Source organism: Providencia burhodogranariea DSM 19968, assembly GCF_000314855.2.
Taxonomy (GTDB): domain Bacteria; phylum Pseudomonadota; class Gammaproteobacteria; order Enterobacterales; family Enterobacteriaceae; genus Providencia; species Providencia burhodogranariea.
Genome location: NZ_KB233227.1, coordinates 150,964 through 173,401 on the forward strand (window position 1 = coordinate 150,964; position 22,438 = coordinate 173,401).

21 protein-coding genes are annotated in these 22,438 nt (G+C 41.0%); 18 read left to right on the forward strand and 3 right to left on the reverse strand.

Annotated features, from left to right (window positions below; translation table 11 throughout):
* Positions 1-66 precede the first annotated feature (66 nt).
* Both OOA_RS19205 and OOA_RS19210 read left to right on the forward strand, forming a co-directional pair.
* On the forward strand, positions 67-1,716 hold the full coding sequence (locus OOA_RS19205; protein ID WP_008913840.1) for a Na+/H+ antiporter: 1,650 nt from the start codon (positions 67-69) through the stop codon (positions 1,714-1,716).
* A 16-nt stretch (positions 1,717-1,732) separates the two neighbouring features.
* A complete protein-coding gene (locus OOA_RS19210) occupies positions 1,733-2,617 on the forward strand; it encodes a carboxylate/amino acid/amine transporter (RefSeq protein WP_008913841.1) in 885 nt (294 codons plus the stop codon).
* On the opposite strand, the gene metR is transcribed toward OOA_RS19210, so the two are convergent.
* Complete coding sequence (gene metR, locus OOA_RS19215) at positions 2,517-3,473, reverse strand: HTH-type transcriptional regulator MetR (RefSeq protein ID WP_008913842.1); 957 nt, start codon at positions 3,471-3,473, stop codon at positions 2,517-2,519. The genes OOA_RS19210 and metR overlap by 101 nt on opposite strands.
* Positions 3,474-3,581: 108 nt before the next feature.
* Here metR and metE point away from each other — a divergent pair, with 108 nt between their 5' ends.
* Positions 3,582-5,861, forward strand: coding sequence for a 5-methyltetrahydropteroyltriglutamate--homocysteine S-methyltransferase (gene metE, locus OOA_RS19220; protein WP_008913843.1), 2,280 nt, complete (start codon positions 3,582-3,584; stop codon positions 5,859-5,861).
* Between the two features lie 272 nt (positions 5,862-6,133).
* On the opposite strand, the gene OOA_RS19225 is transcribed toward metE, so the two are convergent.
* Positions 6,134-6,523, reverse strand: a complete 390-nt coding sequence (locus OOA_RS19225; protein WP_008913844.1) for a YidB family protein — start codon at positions 6,521-6,523, stop codon at positions 6,134-6,136.
* 583 nt (positions 6,524-7,106) lie between these two features.
* Here OOA_RS19225 and otnK point away from each other — a divergent pair.
* The 6 genes from otnK to OOA_RS19255 all read left to right on the forward strand — a co-directional run bounded on the left by otnK (position 7,107) and on the right by OOA_RS19255 (position 13,065).
* Positions 7,107-8,384: a 3-oxo-tetronate kinase gene (gene otnK, locus OOA_RS19230; RefSeq protein ID WP_008913845.1), complete on the forward strand. Its 1,278-nt coding sequence runs from the start codon at positions 7,107-7,109 to the stop codon at positions 8,382-8,384.
* Complete coding sequence (otnC, locus tag OOA_RS19235) at positions 8,377-9,018, forward strand: 3-oxo-tetronate 4-phosphate decarboxylase (protein ID WP_008913846.1); 642 nt, start codon at positions 8,377-8,379, stop codon at positions 9,016-9,018. The genes otnK and otnC overlap by 8 nt, the downstream gene beginning before the upstream one ends.
* 10 nt (positions 9,019-9,028) lie before the next feature.
* Positions 9,029-9,808 carry a 2-oxo-tetronate isomerase gene (gene otnI, locus OOA_RS19240; protein ID WP_008913847.1) on the forward strand — a complete coding sequence of 260 codons (780 nt, stop codon included), beginning with the start codon at positions 9,029-9,031 and terminating at the stop codon, positions 9,806-9,808.
* Positions 9,809-9,820: 12 nt separating this feature from the next.
* Entirely contained in the window at positions 9,821-10,597 is a 777-nt protein-coding gene (locus tag OOA_RS19245; protein ID WP_008913848.1) for a DeoR/GlpR family DNA-binding transcription regulator, read from the forward strand.
* A 121-nt stretch (positions 10,598-10,718) separates the two neighbouring features.
* Positions 10,719-11,678, forward strand: a complete 960-nt coding sequence (gene denD, locus OOA_RS19250; RefSeq protein ID WP_008913849.1) for a D-erythronate dehydrogenase — start codon at positions 10,719-10,721, stop codon at positions 11,676-11,678.
* 10 nt (positions 11,679-11,688) lie between these two features.
* Positions 11,689-13,065 (forward strand): GntP family permease, encoded by a 1,377-nt coding sequence (locus OOA_RS19255; protein ID WP_008913850.1) that lies wholly within the window; start codon positions 11,689-11,691, stop codon positions 13,063-13,065.
* A 79-nt stretch (positions 13,066-13,144) separates the two neighbouring features.
* On the opposite strand, the gene OOA_RS19260 is transcribed toward OOA_RS19255, so the two are convergent.
* Positions 13,145-13,396, reverse strand: coding sequence for a hypothetical protein (locus OOA_RS19260; protein ID WP_008913851.1), 252 nt, complete (start codon positions 13,394-13,396; stop codon positions 13,145-13,147).
* Between the two features lie 97 nt (positions 13,397-13,493).
* Between OOA_RS19260 and OOA_RS19265 the strand changes: the two genes are divergently transcribed.
* The 9 genes from OOA_RS19265 to ubiB all read left to right on the forward strand — a co-directional run bounded on the left by OOA_RS19265 (position 13,494) and on the right by ubiB (position 22,325).
* Positions 13,494-14,264, forward strand: a complete 771-nt coding sequence (locus OOA_RS19265; RefSeq protein WP_008913852.1) for an AraC family transcriptional regulator — start codon at positions 13,494-13,496, stop codon at positions 14,262-14,264.
* A 231-nt stretch (positions 14,265-14,495) separates the two neighbouring features.
* On the forward strand, positions 14,496-14,912 hold the full coding sequence (locus OOA_RS19270) for a nuclear transport factor 2 family protein (protein WP_008913853.1): 417 nt from the start codon (positions 14,496-14,498) through the stop codon (positions 14,910-14,912).
* Between the two features lie 245 nt (positions 14,913-15,157).
* Positions 15,158-15,913, forward strand: a complete 756-nt coding sequence (gene udp / locus OOA_RS19275; RefSeq protein WP_008913854.1) for a uridine phosphorylase — start codon at positions 15,158-15,160, stop codon at positions 15,911-15,913.
* 322 nt (positions 15,914-16,235) lie between these two features.
* Positions 16,236-17,018 carry a tyrosine-protein phosphatase gene (locus tag OOA_RS19280; protein WP_008913855.1) on the forward strand — a complete coding sequence of 261 codons (783 nt, stop codon included), beginning with the start codon at positions 16,236-16,238 and terminating at the stop codon, positions 17,016-17,018.
* Positions 17,019-17,225: 207 nt separating this feature from the next.
* The gene (locus OOA_RS19285; protein ID WP_008913856.1) at positions 17,226-17,756 is read left to right on the forward strand and encodes a DedA family protein; all 531 of its coding nucleotides are present in this window, start codon (positions 17,226-17,228) and stop codon (positions 17,754-17,756) included.
* A 105-nt stretch (positions 17,757-17,861) separates the two neighbouring features.
* On the forward strand, positions 17,862-19,217 hold the full coding sequence (rmuC, locus tag OOA_RS19290; protein WP_008913857.1) for a DNA recombination protein RmuC: 1,356 nt from the start codon (positions 17,862-17,864) through the stop codon (positions 19,215-19,217).
* Between the two features lie 76 nt (positions 19,218-19,293).
* Positions 19,294-20,049, forward strand: a complete 756-nt coding sequence (gene ubiE, locus OOA_RS19295) for a bifunctional demethylmenaquinone methyltransferase/2-methoxy-6-polyprenyl-1,4-benzoquinol methylase UbiE (RefSeq protein ID WP_008913858.1) — start codon at positions 19,294-19,296, stop codon at positions 20,047-20,049.
* 1 nt (position 20,050) lies between these two features.
* On the forward strand, positions 20,051-20,704 hold the full coding sequence (locus OOA_RS19300; protein WP_008913859.1) for a ubiquinone biosynthesis accessory factor UbiJ: 654 nt from the start codon (positions 20,051-20,053) through the stop codon (positions 20,702-20,704).
* The gene (ubiB, locus tag OOA_RS19305; protein WP_008913860.1) at positions 20,691-22,325 is read left to right on the forward strand and encodes a ubiquinone biosynthesis regulatory protein kinase UbiB; all 1,635 of its coding nucleotides are present in this window, start codon (positions 20,691-20,693) and stop codon (positions 22,323-22,325) included. The genes OOA_RS19300 and ubiB overlap by 14 nt, the downstream gene beginning before the upstream one ends.
* Positions 22,326-22,438 lie beyond the last annotated feature (113 nt).

Sequence of the window (22,438 nt, forward strand, 5' to 3'; positions counted from 1 at the left end):
AACTCTTACTCTGCTGCGACTGGCCATGTTTGTGTTTGGTTCGTCTAGTTAATCAGTAAGGGCAACATGGAAATTTTCTTTACGATTCTCATCTTAATTTTAGCAGTCTCAGTTTCTGGGGTAGTGACAAAAGTCATTCCTATTCGTATTCCATTACCCTTAATTCAAATTGCTATTGGTGCATTACTTGCATGGCCGCAGTTCGGGCTGCATGTTTCGTTTGATCCTGAATTATTTATGGTGTTATTGATCCCTCCGTTGTTATTTGCTGATGGATGGAAAACGCCAACCCGTGAATTTTTTCAAAACGGACGAGAAATCTTTATTCTTGTATTAGTGTTGGTATTGGTGACAGTTGTTGGGATTGGCTATTTAATCTATTGGTTGATGCCGGGGATCCCTTTGATTGCAGCATTTGCACTTGCTGCGGTTTTATCACCAACCGATGCGGTTGCGCTTTCTTCTATAGTGGGCAAAGGGCGTATTCCTAAACGAATGATGAGCGTGTTAGAAGGTGAAGCATTGATGAATGATGCTTCCGGCCTTGTTGCGTTAAAATTTGCAGTTGCAATTGCAATGGGCACGATGGTGTTCTCTGTATCTGGTGTTGCCGTTGAGTTCTTTACCGTGGCGGTGGGGGGCTTATTATCAGGTATTGCAGTTACTTGGGTGTATAGCAAATCATTACGCTTGATGAGCCGTTGGACAGGGGATGATCCCGCAACTCAGATCGTATTTATGTTGCTGTTACCATTTGCCTCCTACATGATTGCCGAACATATTGGCTTCTCAGGTATTTTAGCGGCCGTTGCCTCGGGTATGACTATCACCAAATCTGGCGTTATGCGCAATGCGCCACTTGCTATGAGGTTACGAGCTGATAGTGTGTGGTCGATGTTGGAATTTGTTTTCAACGGATTAGTGTTTATCATGCTTGGTCTGCAATTACCGGGTATTTGGGAAACGACCGTTATTCAAGCCGAATTGGATCCGAGTGTTGAAACTTGGATGCTGTTTGCGGCAGTTGGTGTTATTTATATTGCCTTACTGTTTCTTCGTTTTTGTTGGTTGTGGCTGATGAAAAGGTTCAGCCGTCTATTTTTAAAGAAAAAACCCTTACAGTTTGCTAATTATACAGTGCGAGAGCTTTGGTTAGCTTCTTTTGCGGGGGTACGCGGTACAATTACACTCGCTGGTGTACTTTCAGTACCACTATTTTTAACAGATGGCTCACCATTCCCCGCACGTTATCAATTGGTTTTTATTGCCGCAGGGGTGATTTTATTCTCAATATTCGCTGGTGTTATTGCTCTACCACTGTTGTTACGCAACTTTAAAGTAGGTGATAAAGAAGCTGATATTAATGAAATACGTATGGCAAAAGCGGCTATGGCAGAAGTTGCGATTGTCAGCTTGAACAAGATGGAAGAGCGGTTATCTGCTGATGTAGATGAAAAATTGGATCAAGAAGATATCAGTGAGGTGGCATCAAGGGTCATAGGGCACTTGAGGCGACGTACTGTTGCTCAGGATGAGATTGAACATAATTTACAGATTGAAGATCTTGAGAGACGTTTCAGGTTAACGGCTTTACGTGCTGAGCGTGGAGAACTTTATCACCTCCGTGCAACGCGTAAAATCAGTAATGAAACGCTGCAATCCTTACTCCTTGATCTCGATTTATTGGAAGCTGTATTGATTGAAAAAGATCATTAACTGAGATAATCAAATAATGTGGTTACTTGTTATTACGACGCTGCTTTGGGCAGCGTCTTTTAGTCTGATAGGTGAATACCTTGCAGGTCAAGTTGACAGCTGGTTATCCGTTTTAATTCGGGTGTCTTTGGCTGCATTGGTGTTTTTACCTTTTTTGCGTTGGCGAGGGTTTAGCGCAAAAGTTATTATGCTGTATATGTTAGTCGGCGCATGCCAACTAGGTATTATGTATTTGTTTGTTTTTCAAGCATATCAATATTTGACAGTCGCTGAATTTTTGTTATTCACTGTATTAACTCCACTTTATGTAACATTGATTTATGACTTGTTAGAGCGTCAACGGTTGCGAATGGGGTATTTATTCAGTTCGTTGCTTGCCGTCATCGGCGCAGCAATCATTCGGTATGATCATTTGAGTGAGTCTTTCTGGGTAGGATTGATGTTCGTTCAATTGGCGAATATCTTCTTTGCCGTGGGGCAGGTAGGTTATAAACGCTTGATGGAAATACACCCGATTCCACAGCATCAAGCTTTTTCATGGTTCTATATCGGTGCCACGCTAGTTGCATTAATTGGCTGGTTACTCTTTGGTAATAAGGCTATGTTGCCGACAACCAATGTACAGTGGGGGGTCCTGCTTTGGTTGGGAGTCGCAGCTTCTGGTATAGGCTATTTTATGTGGAACTATGGCGCAACTAAGGTAGACGCCGGAACCCTTGCTATTATGAATAACATGATGGTTCCAGCGGGTTTATTAGTTAACTTCGCCATATGGCAACAACATCCTGATTGGGTGAGTTTTACCATTGGAGCGAGCTTAATTGTTGCTTCTCTGTGGGTGCATAAGTACTGGATACTTTTACCGGCTTCACGTAAGACAAATTCTCTACAGCGTGATTAGTCGCTGTTTTTGTAAAGGCTTCAATAGCAGGTTGGCGCTGTTCCCCTTCGCGGCATGCAGCGTACAACCTGCTCCATAAACCATTCCCCAACGTTTTTGTCGTGATCAAACCTTGCTTTTCAAATGAATCAACTGCCCAATGTGGTAATGCTGCAATGCCCATTTTAGCTGCGACCATCTGAATTAAAATCAACGTATTATCAACAGTTTTGACTGTTGGTGAAACGCCTGCTGGTTGCAAGAAATGGCGCCAAACATCAAATCGATCGCGTTGCACTGGGTAAATCATCAAAATTTCATCAGCAAGGTCATGTGGCTCAATGATAGGTTTCTTTGCTAGTGGATGATCATTTGCCAAAATCAGCTTCACTTCATAATCAAACATTGGTGTGTAATGGATCTCCTGATCCGCCAAAATATCGGATGTCATCACGATATCTAGCTCACGTGAAAGCAATTCAGGTTGTGGTTCAAAGGTCACACCAGATTTAAAATCAACAGAGACTTGTGACCACGTTTGCCTAAATTGCTGCAATGCAGGTGTTAGCCACTGAATACAGCTATGGCACTCAATAGCGATGCGTAGGGCTGATACGCCGGGTTCATGGCAAACACGGATAGCATCTTTCACCATTGGTAGTACTTGCTGTGCTAGCTGTAATAGCACTTCTCCTTGTGGCGTAAAGCGTAATGGCTGGCTCTTACGAACAAACAGCTTAAAGCCCAAACGATGTTCTAAGTCACTAAACTGATGTGACAAAGCTGACTGAGTTTGATGCAAGTATGTTGCTGTTGCAGCTAATGATCCGTGCTGGCTGAGTGCTTGCAATGTTTTTAAATGTTTTAATTCGATCATGAGAAACCTTCACGGTGAAGATGAATAATTTGCGCTTGTGCTTTATACAGTACCTGTTGATTATGGATGTGTAAACATCTAGATGGCTAAATATTTTAAGGGGTCAATATGTCTGTTATAAATCATACACTTGGGTTTCCTCGTATCGGTCTGAAAAGAGAGTTAAAACGTGCACAAGAAGATTATTGGGCAGACAAAATTGACCAAGCTGCTCTTCTAGAGACAGGACGTGAATTACGTGCTCGCCATTGGCAGCAGCAAAAAGATGCAGGAGTGAATTTATTACCTGTTGGTGATTTCGCTTGGTATGACCAAGTTTTGACGACAAGTTTATTGTTAGGTAACGTGCCACCACGCCATCAAAATGAAGATGGTTCAATTGATTTAGATACTCTGTTTAGAGTAGCTCGTGGCCGTGCTCCAACAGGCCAACCTGCGGCAGCGGGTGAAATGACAAAATGGTTTAATACCAATTATCACTACATTGTGCCTGAATTTCAAAAGGGCCAAAAATTCTCACTGTCATGGACACAACTGTTCGACGAAGTCGATGAAGCATTAGCATTAGGCCATAATATCAAGCCTGTAGTTATCGGTCCGATTACTTATCTATGGCTAGGTAAAGTAAAAGGTGAATCATTCGATCGTTTATCTTTACTGAATGATTTGCTGCCAGTTTATCAAGAAATTCTTGCGCATTTAGCAGAGAAAGGCATTGAATGGGTGCAAATTGATGAGCCAGCATTGGTTCTTGATTTACCTAAAGAGTGGCAAGAAGCTTATAAAACTGCATATCAAGCCCTGACAGATAGAACTAAATTACTGCTGACGACTTATTTTGATGGTATCAGTCATCACCTTGATTTAATAAAACAACTACCTATTCAAGGCCTACATGTTGATGTTGTTGCGGGTCATGATGATATTGAACAACTGCATCAAACATTACCGCCAGAGTGGGTATTATCACTCGGAATTATAAATGGTCGTAACGTGTGGAAAGCGGATTTAGGTGAAAAATTTGCTCGTGTTAAGCCATTGTTGGGTCAACGTACACTGTGGGTGGGTTCATCTTGTTCATTATTGCACAGCCCAATTGATCTGAATGATGAAACGCGTTTAGATGCAGAAGTTAAAAGCTGGTTTGCTTTTGCGCTACAAAAATGTGATGAGTTAGCACTATTGTCAAAAGCACTCGGTGAGCCAACAGAAGCCTACGTGACTAAGCTAGAAAAATACAGCCTACCTATTCGTGCTCGAAAGACGTCAACACGGGTGAATAATGCCGCAGTAGCACAACGTTTAAGAGCAATTCGTAAAGGGGATTCAGAGCGTAATAGCCCATACGCAGCTCGTGCACAGCGTCAACGTGAGCGTTTCAATTTGCCTTTATGGCCAACAACGACCATTGGTTCTTTCCCTCAAACCAGCGAAATCAGAACACTACGTCTTGATTTCAAAAAAGGGAATGTGGATAAAATCAATTATCGTACAAGTATTAGTGAACATATTAAGCAAGCGATTAAAGAGCAAGAACTCCTCGATATCGATGTGTTAGTTCATGGCGAAGCTGAACGTAACGATATGGTTGAGTACTTTGGTGAGCACTTTGATGGTTATGTATTTACCCAAAATGGTTGGGTACAAAGCTATGGTTCACGCTGCGTGAAACCACCTGTCATTATCGGCGATATCAGCCGCCCTGAAGCGATTACTGTTGAGTGGGCTAAGTATGCGCAATCCTTAACTGAAAAACCTGTCAAAGGGATGTTAACGGGGCCTGTGACTATTCTATGTTGGTCATTCCCTCGTGAGGATGTTAGCCGTGAAACTATTGCGAAGCAAATCGCATTGGCACTGAGTGATGAAGTCGACGATTTACAAAAAGCAGGGATCGGTATCATTCAAATTGATGAGCCAGCACTACGTGAAGGCTTACCACTGCGTAAAGAAGAGTGGGCCGAATACTTAGACTGGGCTGTTGATGCGTTTAAATTAAGTGCTGCTATTGCTGAAGATGATACTCAGATCCACACTCACATGTGTTATTGCGAGTTCAATGACATCATGGATTCAATCGCAGCACTGGATGCGGATGTTATTACCATTGAAACTTCTCGTTCAGATATGGATCTGCTGGATGCATTCGAAGATTTTGATTACCCAAATGGAATTGGGCCGGGTGTGTATGATATTCACTCACCAAACGTGCCAAGTGTCGAGTGGATTGTGGCATTACTGAGAAAAGCAGCAGACCGTGTTCCTGTTGAGCGTCTATGGGTCAATCCAGACTGTGGTCTGAAAACTCGAGGCTGGATAGAAACTCGTCAATCGCTAGCTAACATGGTAGAAGCAGCGAAGAAGCTGAGAAGTGAATCTCAAGCTTAATAATTAAGTAATATTAGAGATTAAATTACTTAAAGCGGTAGGTTAGCCAATAGGTTGACTTACCGTTTTCGTTTTATAGTCTAATGTGAAATATTGACATATAAATATAATTCCAATCATTTTATTTGCATCGAATTATGAAATAAGATTATAAATTGCAAAGGAAAAAAATAACTAGTTGAAATATAGTGAAAATTTTATATTTTCATATAAGGATTTAAAGTGACGATAAAGATTTATCGTCACAAAACGTGACATGTCACACTGTACAATTATCCAAACAATTTCTCTTTCAGCATATCCATACCGACTGCGGTTAAATCGACATTCTCAGGAATAACACCTTCTGGAGTGGCTTTATTAACTAGCTTAGGTAGATATTTAGCGATTAACTCAGCCGTTTCTTGTGAATCAAAACCGACGCTTTGTGCCAATTGTTGGATATCTAAGTTACCAAATACCTGAACTAATTGATTAACGTTGATAGGTAAGTTTTCACTGTCGCTGATCCATGACTGAATGATATTACTTAAACCTTGTTGGTTAAATTTATCTGCTACGCCTACTAGCCCGCCTTGCTGCTCAATCCATTTAACGACAGATTGAAATTGACTCATTTTGTCACCGGCAACCATGGTGATCAGTTGATCAAATAGACCCATTAAACGACTCCTCATTGATTATTACTGTGGAATCTAATCCCTGTTAGAGGCTCTAGAAACCTATCAAAATTAATTAATCGGCTATTTTGGTCAATTTCAACAGGGCGTCAATCAAAAATGACGAAATTATTCTCAACTGAATGTAAATACAGATAAATTTAATTGTTACAGCATAAGAAAAAAGGAGTCGTACATATGTCACATTTTTTATCACATCGTGATGTGAATGAATTTGTGAGTTATCAAAAATAAAAAATGATATAAAATCAATAACATAATAACAAAGCGTACCTATTTTATATTATTCGCAATGTGATTATAGTCATGTGTTTGTGAAATTTGTTATGTAAGAATTCACATCAATCACAAGGATTAACAACATCAGGGATTGTTATGAAAAATTTTGTTAAGAATATCGGTGTTGTTGGTTTGGGTTCTAAGGGAATAAATTAACCTTTCAAAATGATATTCCCAGCAACAGCTCATCAGGTATTTATCTCTGCAAGCAATGAAGGATTTTGCCTTCAAGATGACAGCGCAGTGATCAAAACCTTCAAAGGAATTTCTTTACCGGAGAAAAAGCATGACAGTGAAATTAGGCGTCATCGCCGATGACTTTACTGGTGCGACAGACATCGCTGGATTTATGGTACAAAACGGCTGGCGCGTTGTTCAGTTATTGAATGAACCAGATGAAAATACCGTTGTGCCTCAAGATGTTGATGCCATCGTCATTAGCTTAAAAAGCCGTTCATGCCCAGTGGATGAAGCTATCAATGCATCGGTTAATGCCTGCAATTGGTTAAAACAGCAAGCGAAGTGTGAGCAAATTTTCTTTAAGTATTGCTCAACGTTTGATTCTACTGAAAAAGGCAATATCGGACCTGTCACCGATGCACTCATGAAGCAGCTAGGTACTCAGAAGGCACTGATTTGTCCTGCACTGCCAATCAATGGCAGAACCGTAGTTCATGGCCACTTATTCGTTAATGGTCAGTTACTGAATGAAAGTGGTATGCAACATCACCCGGTAACACCAATGACTGATGCTAACCTACTACGTGTCATGGAAAAACAATCCGAGGGAAAAGCGGGATTGATTTGGCTAGCTGATATTCAGTTAGGTCGTGATGTTATTGAGCAACGTTTAGCCACGTTAGCAGAGCAAGATGTGAGTTATGTCATCGTCGATTCATTGACGATGGACGATTTGTTACCTATTGCTAGCGCTGTCAAGAGTATGCCGCTATTAACCGGCGGTTCTGGCCTTGGTGCGGCGTTAGCGAATATTGATACAGGTTGTGAGTGGGGAGCAGGAGCGGGGCGCGGTAGAAAACCATCGGGTCATGATCGTAAAACCATTATTTTATCCGGTAGCTGTTCGGTGATGACGAATAAGCAAGTACAAAACTACCAACAAATCGCGCCTACAAAAGTGCTCGATGTGGGGGAGTGCTTACATAACCCACAGTATGCACAGCAATTAGCTAACTGGGTTCAACAGCAGAAAATAACAGGCCTTGCTCCGTTGTTATATGCGACTCAGCCACCAGAAATTCTGAAAAAGATTCAAGAAACTTATGGCGCAGAACTCGCCAGTAGCGCAGTAGAAAACGTATTTGGTGAAGTTGTGAAACTATTGCAAGCTCAGGGCTATAACACCTTTATTATCGCTGGTGGTGAGACATCCGGCAAAGTCGTTCAAAGCCTTGGAACCCAGCAATTGAGTATAGGTGCGCCAATTGCACCGGGAGTTCCATGGGTACAGGATTTAACAAGCAGTCACTGGTTGGCACTCAAATCGGGTAATTTCGGCCAAGAGAATTTCTTCCAGTATGCACAGGAGATGTTTAATGAGTGAAGAGAAGGCGCTGCGGCAAGAGCTGGCTGACTGGGCTAAATCAATGTTTAACCGGGGTTATAGCAGCGGTGGTGCGGGAAATATTAGTGCCAAACTTTCCGATGGGAGCATTATTGTCACGCCAACCAATTCAAGCTTTGGTGATTTAGACCCAGCAAAATTGAGTAAGTTGGATGAAGAAGGTCGCTGGATTGACGGTGATAAGCCAACGAAAGAAGTTTCTATGCATATGGCAATGTACCGACAACGTCCTGATTGCCGAGCAGTTGTACATTTACATTCGCCTTGGCTGACTGCGCTATCCTGTTTACCCGGACTTGATAGCACTAACTGCTTACCGCCGATCACACCTTACTATGTGATGCGGGTAGGGAAATTACCATTAGTTCAATATTTGCCACCCGGTGATGACCGCATAGGTGAGGAAATAGAAAGGCTTGCATCAAACCATAACGCAGTTTTGTTATCGAATCATGGCCCTGTGGTTGGCGGTAAAACATTAAGACAAGCTTTCTTCAATGCTGAAGAACTTGAAGATACGGCTCGCTTATATATTACTTTGCGACCACATGGTTTTACTACATTGACTCAAGAACAAGTTAACGAGCTAGAAAGTCGTTATCCACAGAAATGAGGAATTAAAAATGGCTAAATTTGCAGCAAACCTCAGTATGATGTTTAACGAAGTTGCTTTTATTCAACGATTTGAACGTGCAGCTAATGCAGGTTTCTCTGGTGTTGAGTACTTGTTCCCTTATGAAGAAACAGCGGAAGCGATTGCCGCAGAATTAGCAAAATATAACCTAACACAAGCCTTATTTAATATGCCAGCAGGTGATTGGGTAGCTGGTGAACGTGGCATGGCATCAATTCCGGGTCGTGAAGACGAGTTCGCACAAGGTGTACAAACAGCACTTAAATACGCCAAGGCATTAGGTTGTAAACAAATTCATGCTATGGCAGGCAAGCTGGATGTGCGTTTTACGCCAGAGCAGCAGCAAGCCTGTTTTATTAAAAATATTCAATATGCAGCAGATATCATGGCAGAGCACGGTATTCGCATCCTGATTGAACCCATCAATACCCGTGATATGCCGGGATATTTCCTGACAACGCAAAAACAAGCAGAAGCGTTACTACCTGAAATTGCACGTGAAAATGTATTTATCCAGTTAGATTTATATCACTGCCAAATAATGGAAGGTGATTTATTAAAAACAATTGAGCGTTTATGGGGTAAATTTAGCCATATCCAGATAGCGTCAGTCCCATATCGCCATGAACCTGATAGCGGAGAAGTCAACTACCCATGGATTTTCAATCAATTAGATGAAATGGGTTACCAAGGTTGGCTTGGGTGTGAATACCACCCTGTGGGTCGCACAGAAGATGGTTTGGGCTGGTTGAAACAAGCACAGTCATAAATAGGAGAACCTATGATCCCTTCAGAACGTCGTGATTTTATTTACCGTTATGTTCATGAATACCAAACTGCATCGATCAGTGATTTGGTTGATTTAATGAATGTTTCACATATGACGGTAAGACGTGATATCCACATGCTGGAAGAAGAAGGGAAGGTCGTCGCGATTAGTGGTGGTGTTAGGTTAAACGATGCATTACGCCAAGAGCTTCCATGGAGTGAAAAGGCGCGCTTACATCATCTCAGTAAGCGTGATATCGGCAAATTTGCATCATCGTTGGTTGAAGATGGGCAAGTGGTTTATCTCGATGCGGGTACCACGACTTTTGAAATAGCTCGAGTGCTTGGTGAGCGTTTCAACTTAACCATAGTGACGAATGATTTTTCAATTATGCAGTATTTGATGGCTAAGTCTCAGCTCAATTTGTATCACACGGGAGGGCAGGTGGATAAACGTAATCACTCATGTGTCGGCAATACTGCCGCGATGATGTTACAGACGTTAAATGTCGATGTAGCATTTATCAGCACCAGCTCTTGGGATTTGCAACATGGGGTTTCAACACCACACGAAGAAAAAGTACAAATAAAACAAACATTATTAAATGTAGCTCGGCGCTGTGTGCTGGTCTCTGATAGTAGTAAATTCGGTAAGTACGGCATGTTTCGTGTCTGCCCACTGAATCAATTACACGACATCATTTGTGATGATCAATTACCTATCGATGTTGTGCAACGAATAACTGAACAAAATATAAAACTTCATCTAATAAAAACATCCTCAACATAATTCGAGTCGCTAAATGTAGAATTTTATTTGCTGCATATACGCGACAACTTGAAGTATCAAGGGGAAATAATCTTACCTAAAGATGAATAGCCTGCAAAAGGCTATTTCAAGGAGAACTACAATGAAAGTTATTATCACTGGTGGCGCCGGTTTTCTGGGCCAACAGCTAGCTACTGCTTTGCTTAAAAACAGCCAGGACTTTAAATTTGACCAACTTGTGTTAGCTGATATTCAGTGCCCTACATCACCGATTGAAGATGCGAGAGTAAGTTGTGTTGCCTTAGATTTAACCCAAGCGGGTGCTGCGGATAAACTGATTGACGCCCAAACGGACGTTGTCTATCACCTTGCTGCTATCGTGAGTAGCCATGCTGAAAGTGATTTTGATTTAGGTATGAAAGTGAATTTCGAAGCAACCCAGAAATTGCTGGAAGCTGCTCGAGAAAAGAATCCGGCAATCAAGTTTATCTTCACTAGTTCGCTGGCGGTATTTGGTGGCGAGCTGCCTGATGTGATCACCGATCTGTGTGTCGTCAATCCACAATCCTCTTATGGCGCGCAAAAAGCTATGTGTGAGCTGATGGTGAATGATTATTCACGTAAAGGCTATGTTGATGGGCGTGTCATGCGTTTACCAACAATCAGTATTCGTCCGGGTGTGCCTAACAAAGCGGCATCTTCATTTGCGAGTGGCATTATTCGTGAGCCATTAAATGGCATCGAAAGTGTATGCCCTGTATCACCAGAGTTAGCACTGTGGCTCTCTAGTCCAGAAACCGTGGTAAATAACTTTATTCATGCAGCAACTGTTCCTGCTGCAAAATTTGGTAAATCCCGCACGGTTAATTTACCGGGGATTACCGTTACAGTTCAGGAAATGATTGATGCCTTGCGTGACGTGGCAGGACAACAAGCAGTTGATCTTATCCGCTTTGAACCAGATGAAGCGATTAACCGCATTGTTGCAAGCTGGCCGGGTAAGTTTGATATCAGCCGTGCATTAAGTCTTGGTTTTCGTGCAGATGGTTCATTCAATGATGCTATCCGTTCATTCATCACTCATCATGGCTCACAGCAATAGGGGATAAGCGATGTCCTATATTCCTATTATTGGCCTCGCGGTGGCCATATTTGTCTTGATCTTCTTGGTATTACGGACACGTGTTCATGTGTTATTAGCCATGTTGATTGCAGCTGCAATTGCTGGTCTTTCAGGTGGATTAACCGCTGTAGAAACAGTGGGTGTAATTACAAAAGGTTTTGGTAGTACGCTTGGCAGTATCGGTATTGTTATCGGTCTCGGGGTAATGATGGGAAGGGTGCTGGAAGTTTCTGGCGCAGCTGAACAGATAGCTTATAGCTTTATTCGTTGGTTAGGAAAAAAACGTGAAGAGTGGGCACTGGCAATTACCGGTTATATTGTCAGTATTCCTATCTTCGTTGACTCTGCATTTGTCATTCTTTATCCACTAGCAAAAGCGTTAGCAAAAAATGGTAAGCGTAACTTACTGACATTGGGTGTGGCTCTCGCTGGTGGCTTGGTGGTAACCCACCATACCGTTCCACCAACACCGGGTCCTTTGGGTGTCGCTGGGATCTTTGGTGTCGATATTGGTGCGATGATCCTTGCGGGTATGGTACTGGCTATACCTTGTGTATTCGGGATTGTCCTGTATGCAAAATGGCTAGCAGTTAAATATCCTGAGTTTATACCTGAAGAGATAGGTAGCGAAGATCTGAAAGAGATCCACGCTCGCTATATGGAAGATAAGGCGAACAAGCCGTTACCAAGCCTTTTATTATCGTTATTACCGATAGTTGTTCCAATTTTGCTAATTTTTATCAATGCGATAAATGGCCTGATTCTGAAAACAGAATCATACCAAGGAATGGAAAATAATTTTTATTTTCAAACATTTGAATTCCTTGGTGCACCGATTATTGCGTTATCGATTAGTGTTCTTATCGCTGTCTATACTCTGATGCCAAAAGCATCAAAAGAAGAAGTCATCGACCGTATGGAAGAAGGCTTACAGACCGCTGGGATTATCTTATTAGTAACTGGTGCTGGTGGTGCATTAGGTGCGGTGCTTCGTGATAGTGGAACGGGTAATATTTTAGCTGAGCATGTAGCAAGCCTGCCAATTACACCGGTGTTAATTCCATTCATCATTGCGACATTGGTACGTGTTATTCAAGGCTCTGGTACAGTAGCAATGATCACAGCAGCATCTATTTCTGCACCAATTATCAGCCAGATCCCTGATATTAACCTATTAGTTGCTGCCCAAGCAGCTACGATGGGGGCGCTATTCTTCGGTTATTTTAACGACAGCCTGTACTGGGTTGTTAACAGAATGATGGGTATCAAGGATGTTAAACAGCAAATGATGGTCTGGTCTATTCCAACAACAATAGCCTGGGCAATTGGTTTGGTTGGCGTCCTGGTCCTTGATGTAGTTCTCTGATAGTAAAATCTCTTTTATTTATGCCATTAATTAAAAGCGCCTACGGGCGCTTTTCTACGTTATAGCGTTAACGGTTCTTTTACTGTGATTGAATAAGTGCTTTTAGCGCATGCTCACGCACATCAAGAATATCGAATAACCCAAGAGCTCTCAATGCTGGGATTGCTTCTATGATGTCCTGTTCTGCCTCATGACGTTGGATTGTACTAGATGTTGAATCCAGCCAGACTTTTGCATTAATTAAAAATGCGCCAACGGTTCCTTTACGCACTTCGATATTGTTGAAATGACCTTTATTAACATTATCAGGGAGAAGATCTTGAGCTTTCATAATTGCACCTCATAGTAAATATGTAGAGGAATTATAAAATAGATTAGATAGGCTATACTACGGCATAGATGACAATCAATAGCGTAATGAGGCCAAAGTGACATCTTCATTCTTAATCAATCCTGAGTATGCCGAAATGTTGGATGGGCAGTTAATTGCAGTAGCCGCTCAACAAGATGATGTCCGTATCACAGGGATTCACAGCCACGCTCGCGGGCAGTTACTGGGCGCAATGAAGGGGTTATTATCGGTAGAGACACCCAATAATAAATGGGTTGTACCCGCAACTCACGCTGTGTGGATCCCGCCAGATATGCCGCATGCGTTTCGTTCTTATGGATCTTTCGAAGGCTGGAGCATTTACGTCGCACCGTCCGCTTGCATTGAAATACCATCAAAAACTTTTATTATTTCGATAGCAGGATTGCTGCGAGAGGCTGTTTTGCGGGCATTGACTTGGGGAATTGGCCCGTTGAATCCAGCTGAGCAAAGAATTGCGAAGGTTATTTTAGATGAAATTCAAAGGCTTCCACATGAAGCGCTCGGGCTATCTTTACCTAAAGATGTGAGGTTACTTAAAATCGCCCAAGCTTTGTCTAGTGATCCTGCTGATCAACGCACCTTAGAAGAATGGGCTGACTGGGTCGGCATAGCGCCACGTAGTATGACTCGACGTTTTGTGACAGAGACTGGGTTCACGTTTACAGAATGGCGACAACGCATTCGCCTGCTTAAAGCACTGGAAAAATTAGCGCTTGGGCAATCTGTGACGACGATTTCGTTAGAGTTGGGCTATGACAATATTAGTGCTTTTATTGCTGTATTCAAAAGGACATTCGGGATTACACCTGGAAGATACACCTCTTAATATATCGGTCATACTTCAAGCTACATCGTTGCTGACTATTTGTTGCTTGTTCCCTAGATAATTTAATACATCAACGTATCTAATGGCTGCAATGCGCTATTCATTGTCTTAAATGAGGTAGTGAGCTTCCCCCAATCGGCATAGATTGAAAGAACACTCAGCAACACTGGCTTCAATAATATTGAAAGTACCAATGCTGATCACATTCGTTAACCGTGAGAGAAATCGACTATGCAAATTAATAGTGACTGGAAATTCAAAACTGAAAGTGAACTTCGCGTGGCCATGCAAAATTTTTATAACAATCTCTTAGGGGATGAGGGAGCAGTAAAAAATTGTTTTTCACCAGATTACGTCCAAGTCGCTGATGGGAAGACACTAAATTTTGAAGAGTTCCTCAAGCACTTACAGATCCTCAAACGCGATACCAAAGAAATGCACTTTGAAGTTTTGGATGCAGCTTATACGCAGTCTACTTTGGCAGATCGCCACATCGTACGTATAAAGAAAAATGATGATCAGCCTATGAAAGTGGAAGTTTTAGCGTTTTACAAAATTTATAATGGAAAAATTATCGGCGTGAATGAGGTTTCGCGGCTAATTCAAGGTGAAATATCTGACCGAGATATTGGTTCAAGAACTGAGTAACCTATTGCTTTTCTCATGATTAGAAATTACAGACACCTTTTTCGTCAGTTTCTCCACCTTGGTCTATACTGATTTGATATCTAAGCCTAAATAGGCTTTTATTGTGATGTTAATCACATTTTACTGAAAGCGTAATAAATACATTTTCAGTAAAAGTGACCCTCATCACTAAAATTGTATGAGTTTGCCGCTAGTATTAGTGATAACGTATAAATTCAATGATGCTTTGTGTAAAGGAGTTTGATATGTCTGACGTATTCCACTTAGGTTTAAAAAAGAGTGACTTACAGGGTGCAACAGTTGCAATTGTTCCCGGTGATCCTAATCGTGTTGAGAAAATTGCACGCCTGATGGATAACCCGGTACATCTTGCTTCTTTACGTGAGTTTACTTCTTGGCGTGGTGAGCTTGATGGCAAAGCTGTAATTGTTTGCTCAACCGGTATTGGTGGTCCTTCAACCTCTATCGCAGTAGAAGAATTAGCGCAATTAGGTATCCGTACATTCTTACGTATCGGTACAACAGGTGCTATTCAAGACAACATTAATGTCGGTGATGTATTAGTCACGACTGCCGCGGTGAGATTAGATGGTGCTAGCCAGCATTTTGCCCCTCTTGAATATCCAGCAGTTGCTGATTTTACTTGTACTAATGCACTGTTTGATGCCGCTAAAGACGCAGGCGCAACAGTTCATGTGGGTGTAACTGCATCATCAGATACTTTCTACCCAGGCCAAGAACGCTATGACACCTATTCTGGCCGTGTATTGCGTCATTTTAAAGGGTCGATGAAAGAGTGGCAGGAAATGGGCGTGATGAACTATGAAATGGAATCCGCTACATTACTTACCATGTGCTCAACTCAAGGGCTACGTGCAGGTATGGTTGCCGGCGTTATCGTCAATCGTACTCAACAAGAAATTCCAAACGAAGAACTGTTGAAAAAGACAGAAGGCAATGTGTTAAGCATTGTTGTTGAAGCTGCTCGTCGTTTAATTTAGTCTCCAAATTACGGACTCGCTTACCATCGCTTTCACTCGGTTGTGAATAAGTAATAAGCGAGCCAGTTTTATCCCTCTTTATTTATTTTGGGTACTCAACCAAAATAATTTGAGTTATAAGACTTATCTGTATATGCAGTTAACCACAGTTTAAAGCCTGACGTATATCACTTTTTTATTAATGCCTGCTTAATCGCAGGCATTTTTTCTTATTCTTTTTTGGTTATAATCTGTTATGGTTTTCATAGTAATTAATTTTATATAACTAAAATAATTCAAGTTGTATTTGACTTGATCTATGACGAATATAGATAGGATTATTATGACAAAAACACCTTACTTACATCCTTCAGTGCTACCGTTGAAAGGTGGAATTAACTTCCGTGATCTTGGTGGGAAAAAACTCACCAATGGTAATAAAATAAAATCGGGCTTGTTATTTCGTTCAGGGGCATTAGACCGTTTGACCGAAGATGATTTATCTATTTTACAATCACAAAATCTTTATCAAATTTTGGATTATCGTGATGTTGTTGAAATCGAAGCAAAGCCTGATTTGATATGGGCGGGAGCTCACTATGTGAATGCTCCAGCAAACCCAATGGCAAAAGAAGTAACCGCTGACTTAGATAAGTTAACGCCAGAACTGTTGGAACATTTTGATCCTCAAGTCTTTATGAATCGACTCTATGAATTGTTGCCGCTGAATAATCCGGCTTACCACCAACTATTGGCGATGCTAAAGCAACCAGAGAAAGGTGGAATTATTCAGCATTGTGCGGTGGGTAAAGACCGTACAGGAGTGGGGTCGGCATTAGTGTTATTTGCATTGGGTGCAGATCTCGATACTGTAATGGAGGATTACTTACTCACCAATGAAACACTTGCGCCTTATCGGAAACACTTATTGGAAGAGCATGCAAAAACAATGAGTGAAAGTGTGGTGAAGAAATTTGAGTATGTTTACTCTGTGCGTGAAGAATTCCTGATGACGGCTATCAATAGTATAAATAAACATTATGGTAGTATTAATAAATGGTTAGCTAAAGATTTTGGTTTAGATAGTGCCGGTTGTCACTCATTACAGAGCCATTTCCTGGAGTAATCAGCTAGTTTAAAATTGGTTTAATGCATTATTAGATAATGCATTATGCCCAAAATAATTTGAGTTGCATCTAAACAATAAGTGAATCTATTGTGAAGCATAGAAAGAATTATGTTATCCGGTTAGCAAGACAAAATTAGCCACGATGGTGATGTAACTTGAAGTATGATGAGTTTAAACTAATTAATTTTTAAGAGAAAAATAACTGTGACTCTTAATGAAATCGTCACTGCGGTGACCGAATTTACTCGTGAACATGAAATATGGGCGCTACCTATCATTTTCTTTCTCGCCTTTGGTGAGTCTTTAGCCTTTTTATCATTATTACTCCCTGCGACGGTTATTTTATTGGGTCTTGGTGCATTAATAGGCGAAAGTGGCTTGGCATTTTGGCCGATATGGCTTGCTGCAACACTCGGAGCATTCTTTGGTGATTGGCTCTCTTATTGGTTTGGTTTTCATTATAAAGACAATGTACGCAAAATGTGGCCTATTTCCCGTAAGCCACAAATGATAGATCGAGGCCAACAATTCTTTGATCGTTGGGGTATTTGGAGCGTGTTTTTTGGGCGTTTCTTCGGTCCATTCCGTGCTGTTGTTCCTTTAGTTGCGGGTATTTGTAAGATGCCTCAACGTTATTTTCAAGCCGCTAATATTGCTTCTGCAATGATTTGGGCATTTGGTATATTGGCACCTGGGGCATTTGGCATACGCTGGTTAGAACAGTGGATGGGTTAATTTGCGAAGCTATTCGCAATAAATTATGGAACGCCAAATTACTTGTGGACAGATATACAGTATCCTATTACTTTACTCTCGATCTCATAAAGTAAGGATTTAACAGTGGATACCTCTCTTTTATATGGGGTTATTGGTGCGCTTGGCGGCGTTTTAGTCGGCGGTTTAGCCGTATGGTTTTCTATTGCACAAAAATTGAGTCAAAAAGAACAAGATTTTCAACAAATTAGTCGCCAACTTGCTGCTAGTGATGAAAAAAATATTCATCTCTCAGAGTGGAAAAACGAATATGAACGGCTTGATCAGGAGCTGAGAACACAAAGAGATATCAATCGCGAACAAGAGGCTGAATTACGGGAAGTTTCTACGCGTTTCGAGCAAAATCAAATTGCTAATGAAGAGAAGCAACGTTTGCTCCAAAATAGTGAGCAGCGGTTAACGACTCAATTTGAGAATCTTGCTAATCGTATTTTTGAACAAAATGAGCGCCGTACATCAGAACAACAGCAAAAAAGTCTGATTAATATGTTATCTCCCTTTCGTGAACAGTTAGAAGGTTTTCGTCAACAAGTTCAGCAAAGTTTCGGCGAAGAAGCGAAAGAACGACATACACTCGCCTACGAAATACGCCAACTGCAGCAACTGAATAACCAGATGACCAAAGAAGCCGTCAACCTCACTCGAGCATTGAAAGGCGATAACAAAATACAAGGTAATTGGGGGGAAACTATTCTTACCCGTATTTTGGAAGCTTCTGGTTTACGTAAAGGCAGTGAGTTTGAAACGCAAGTTAGTATTAACACAAGCTTTAATAGCCGTTATCAACCAGACGTTATCATTCGCTTGCCTGAAGGCAAAGATGTTGTTATCGATGCAAAAATGTCATTGGTGGCTTATGAGCATTATTTCAATAGTGAAGATCCCGATGAACAAGCGATTGCGATTAAAAATCATGTTGCTTCGATTCGTAATCATATGCGGATACTAAGCCGCAAAGATTATCATCAATTACCGGGTTTACGTTCATTGGATTATGTCCTGATGTTTATTCCAATTGAGCCTGCGTATTTACTAGCCTTAAAAGAATCTCCAGAGCTACTTGATGAAGGAATTAAACAGAATATCATGTTAGTTTGTCCTTCCACTTTGCTAGTGGCTGTAAGAACCATCAATAACTTATGGCGCTATGAGCGACAAGGGCAAAATGCTCAAGAAATTGCAGCGAAAGCAGCAAAAATGTATGACAAATTGCGTCTTTTTGTCGAAGATATGCAGCTTTTAGGAACTAGCCTTGATAAAGCCGACAATGCATATCAATCTGCAATGAAACGACTTGCAGAAGGTCGTGGTAATTTGATTAGTCAGGCCGAAAGTTTTAAAGAAATGGGGGTCGAAATAAAGCAGCCAATTTCACCTCAATTAGTTGAAAAGTCTGATAAGCCATATTGTGCTGATTCTTAGACTTCTTGATAGGGTTTTACACCAAAGGCTGTTACACTTCTCACAAAAGTTTGAATTATAAACAGGCATAATAGAAATGACAGAACCATCTAAAGAAACCATTGATTTTGGTTTCCGCACTGTAGGCAAAGACGATAAAGCCAGCCTAGTGGCGAATGTTTTTCACTCTGTAGCATCAAAATATGACTTGATGAATGATTTAATGTCTTTTGGTATTCATCGGGTTTGGAAACGTTTGACGATCGAAGCGAGTGGTGTGCGTCGTAATCAGCGTGTACTTGATCTTGCTGGTGGAACCGGCGACTTAACTGCAAAATTTTCTCGCCTTGTTGGTGAAAAAGGTGAAGTCGTTCTCGCTGATATCAATGACTCGATGCTAAAAATGGGACGCGAAAAACTACGCGACCGTGGTATTGTTGGTAACGTAAGTTATGTTCAAGCTAATGCCGAAGAATTACCTTTCCCCGACAACTATTTTGATTGCATCACCATCTCTTTTGGCCTGCGTAATGTGACAGACAAAGATAAAGCGCTCCGTTCTATGTTTAGAGTGTTAAAGCCGGGTGGTCGTTTGCTAGTACTTGAATTCTCGAAACCTGTGCTTGAGCCGTTAAACAAAGCATATGATGCTTACTCATTCCATATTCTGCCACGCATTGGTCAGGCAATTGTGAATGATCCTGATAGTTATCGTTACCTCGCTGAATCTATCCGTATGCACCCAGATCAAGAAACACTGAAGCTGATGATGGAAAATGCAGGACTAGAACAAGTCACCTATACCAACATGACCGGTGGTATTGTCGCATTGCATAAAGGGTTTAAATTTTAAAATGGAAGCCACTTCAGCACAGACCGAAAGTCAAAATACAGTACTGTATTCTTTAATGACAGCATTCATGGAAACCTCCTTGAATCATATGTTATTTAAAGAATCAGTCTTAAAACCCGCTAGAGCTCGTTTAGCGGGGAAAGTCATGTCTATTGACCTTAAAGAGTTCAATAAAAAACTGACTTTGATCTTTACTGATAACCATGTTGATGTGTTAAGCCAATGGTCTGAACCTGCTGATTGTACGATAAAAACATCGCTTTTTACGCTAATTAAGCTAAAAGACAAACAGCAGTTATCCCAGCTGATAAATAGTGGTGATATTGTCATTGAAGGTGATATGCAGGTGGTGCAACATTGGTCATCACTATTGGATATGGCAATTTGGGATCCAGCACATTACTTATCACCTTATTTAGGTGATGTAGCTGCACAAGGGATCAGCCAAGTACTACGGAAAAGCTCAAATCTTGCTTCCCATTTAGTCTGTCGCCAAAAAAACTACATTAAAGATACTCTGCTTGAAGAGTGGAAAATGGCTCCTAACCCACTTGAACTCGCCTATTTTAGTGATGAAGTTGAGCAAGTATCTGACTCAATTAGCAAGCTAGAAAAACGACTTAATCAGTTGGAGGAGAATAATGACACCCGGTGAAATAAAACGTCTTTACTTTATTATTCGGGTATTCCTGTCGTATGGTTTGGATGAATTAATCCCAAAAATTAAGTTGACGTTACCTTTACGAATTGGCCGTTTTGGTTTCTTTTGGATTAAAAACCAGCATAAAGGTAAAGATGTTGGCGAGCGCTTACGTTTGGCATTACAAGAATTAGGACCTGTTTGGATAAAATTTGGTCAAATGCTATCGACTCGTCGGGATCTATTCCCTCCTGCTATCGCCGATCAACTATCGATGTTGCAAGACAAAGTCGCCAGTTTTGATGGTAAGTTAGCGCGTCGCTATATTGAAGAATCATTAGGTGGGCCATTAGAGCAATGGTTTGATGATTTTGATGAAAATGCGCTTGCATCTGCTTCTATTGCTCAAGTTCACACCGCAAAATTAAAAGAAAATGGTAAACAAATCGTTTTAAAGGTTATTCGGCCTGACATTCTGCCTGTTATCAAGGCTGACGTTAAATTGATGTATCGCCTCGCTAACTGGGTGCCTTTATTACCCGATGGGCGACGTTTACGCCCTAAAGAAGTTGTTCGTGAATATGAAAAAACATTAATTGATGAATTGAATCTCTTACGTGAATCTGCGAATGCTATTCAGCTTCGCCGAAATTTTGAGAACAGTTCTATGCTCTATGTCCCAGAAGTTTATGCGGATTATTGCCGTGAAAATGTCATGGTTATGGAACGTATTTACGGAATTCCCGTTTCTGATATTACAGCTCTAAAAGCACAGGGCACTAATATGAAAATTTTAGCGGAAAGAGGCGTAAAAGTATTCTTTACTCAAGTTTTTCGTGACAGTTTCTTTCATGCTGATATGCATCCGGGCAATATTTTTGTTAGTTATGAGCATCCAGAAGATCCACGTTATATTGCTATTGACTGCGGTATTGTTGGTTCATTAAATAAAGAAGATAAACGTTATCTTGCCGAAAATTTTATCGCTTTCTTTAATCGTGACTATCGCAAAGTTGCTGAATTACATGTCGACTCTGGTTGGGTGCCGCCAGATACCAATGTTGAGGATTTTGAGTTTGCAATCAGAACTGTTTGTGAACCTATTTTTGAAAAACCATTGGCCGAAATTTCTTTCGGTCATGTTTTACTGAATTTGTTTAATACTGCTCGTCGCTTCAATATGGAAGTTCAACCACAGCTAGTGTTATTACAAAAAACGTTACTCTACATTGAAGGTTTAGGACGTCAGCTTTATCCTCAGCTTGATTTGTGGAAAACAGCTAAGCCATTTTTAGAAGATTGGGTTCAGAGTCAGATAGGTATTCCTGCTATTATCCAATCGTTTAAAGATAAAGCACCGTATTGGGCAGAGAAAATGCCTGAAATTCCAGACCTGATTTATGGCGCTCTGCGTCAACATAAATTTTTACAGTCCAATATTGATCAGCTCGCAGAAGAATTAAAGAATCAACGTAGCAAACAGCGCAAATCCCAATATTTATTAGGAATTGGCGCAACATTTATTCTTTGTGGTAGTTTATTCTTTATTTCCGATTCTACTCGAATGGCTATAGCATTTATGGCTGTAGGAGCGTTATCATGGGTCATTGGCTGGTATAAAGCTGGAAAAAATTAAGTAAACATTGCTTTGCGACAAGTTTATAAGCCTGTGAATATTTCCGTATTTAAAGCAGGTTGTATATAATGAGATAAATAACTATTGATCCCACTTTCACAGAGGTACAAATA

What these genes read in the sequence shown, in the direction of transcription:
- OOA_RS19225 (WP_008913844.1), bottom strand. Translation starts at nt 6,523, where the DNA reads ATGGGTCTATTTGATCAACTGATCACCATGGTTGCCGGTGACAAAATG.
- otnI (WP_008913847.1), top strand. Translation starts at nt 9,029, where the DNA reads ATGGCTAAATTTGCAGCAAACCTCAGTATGATGTTTAACGAAGTTGCT.
- otnK (WP_008913845.1), top strand. Translation starts at nt 7,107, where the DNA reads ATGACAGTGAAATTAGGCGTCATCGCCGATGACTTTACTGGTGCGACA.
- OOA_RS19255 (WP_008913850.1), top strand. Translation starts at nt 11,689, where the DNA reads ATGTCCTATATTCCTATTATTGGCCTCGCGGTGGCCATATTTGTCTTG.
- metE (WP_008913843.1), top strand. Translation starts at nt 3,582, where the DNA reads ATGTCTGTTATAAATCATACACTTGGGTTTCCTCGTATCGGTCTGAAA.
- ubiB (WP_008913860.1), top strand. Translation starts at nt 20,691, where the DNA reads ATGACACCCGGTGAAATAAAACGTCTTTACTTTATTATTCGGGTATTC.
- OOA_RS19270 (WP_008913853.1), top strand. Translation starts at nt 14,496, where the DNA reads ATGCAAATTAATAGTGACTGGAAATTCAAAACTGAAAGTGAACTTCGC.
- otnC (WP_008913846.1), top strand. Translation starts at nt 8,377, where the DNA reads ATGAGTGAAGAGAAGGCGCTGCGGCAAGAGCTGGCTGACTGGGCTAAA.
- udp (WP_008913854.1), top strand. Translation starts at nt 15,158, where the DNA reads ATGTCTGACGTATTCCACTTAGGTTTAAAAAAGAGTGACTTACAGGGT.
- OOA_RS19205 (WP_008913840.1), top strand. Translation starts at nt 67, where the DNA reads ATGGAAATTTTCTTTACGATTCTCATCTTAATTTTAGCAGTCTCAGTT.
- metR (WP_008913842.1), bottom strand. Translation starts at nt 3,473, where the DNA reads ATGATCGAATTAAAACATTTAAAAACATTGCAAGCACTCAGCCAGCAC.
- OOA_RS19245 (WP_008913848.1), top strand. Translation starts at nt 9,821, where the DNA reads ATGATCCCTTCAGAACGTCGTGATTTTATTTACCGTTATGTTCATGAA.
- OOA_RS19260 (WP_008913851.1), bottom strand. Translation starts at nt 13,396, where the DNA reads ATGAAAGCTCAAGATCTTCTCCCTGATAATGTTAATAAAGGTCATTTC.
- OOA_RS19280 (WP_008913855.1), top strand. Translation starts at nt 16,236, where the DNA reads ATGACAAAAACACCTTACTTACATCCTTCAGTGCTACCGTTGAAAGGT.
- OOA_RS19300 (WP_008913859.1), top strand. Translation starts at nt 20,051, where the DNA reads ATGGAAGCCACTTCAGCACAGACCGAAAGTCAAAATACAGTACTGTAT.
- denD (WP_008913849.1), top strand. Translation starts at nt 10,719, where the DNA reads ATGAAAGTTATTATCACTGGTGGCGCCGGTTTTCTGGGCCAACAGCTA.
- OOA_RS19210 (WP_008913841.1), top strand. Translation starts at nt 1,733, where the DNA reads ATGTGGTTACTTGTTATTACGACGCTGCTTTGGGCAGCGTCTTTTAGT.
- ubiE (WP_008913858.1), top strand. Translation starts at nt 19,294, where the DNA reads ATGACAGAACCATCTAAAGAAACCATTGATTTTGGTTTCCGCACTGTA.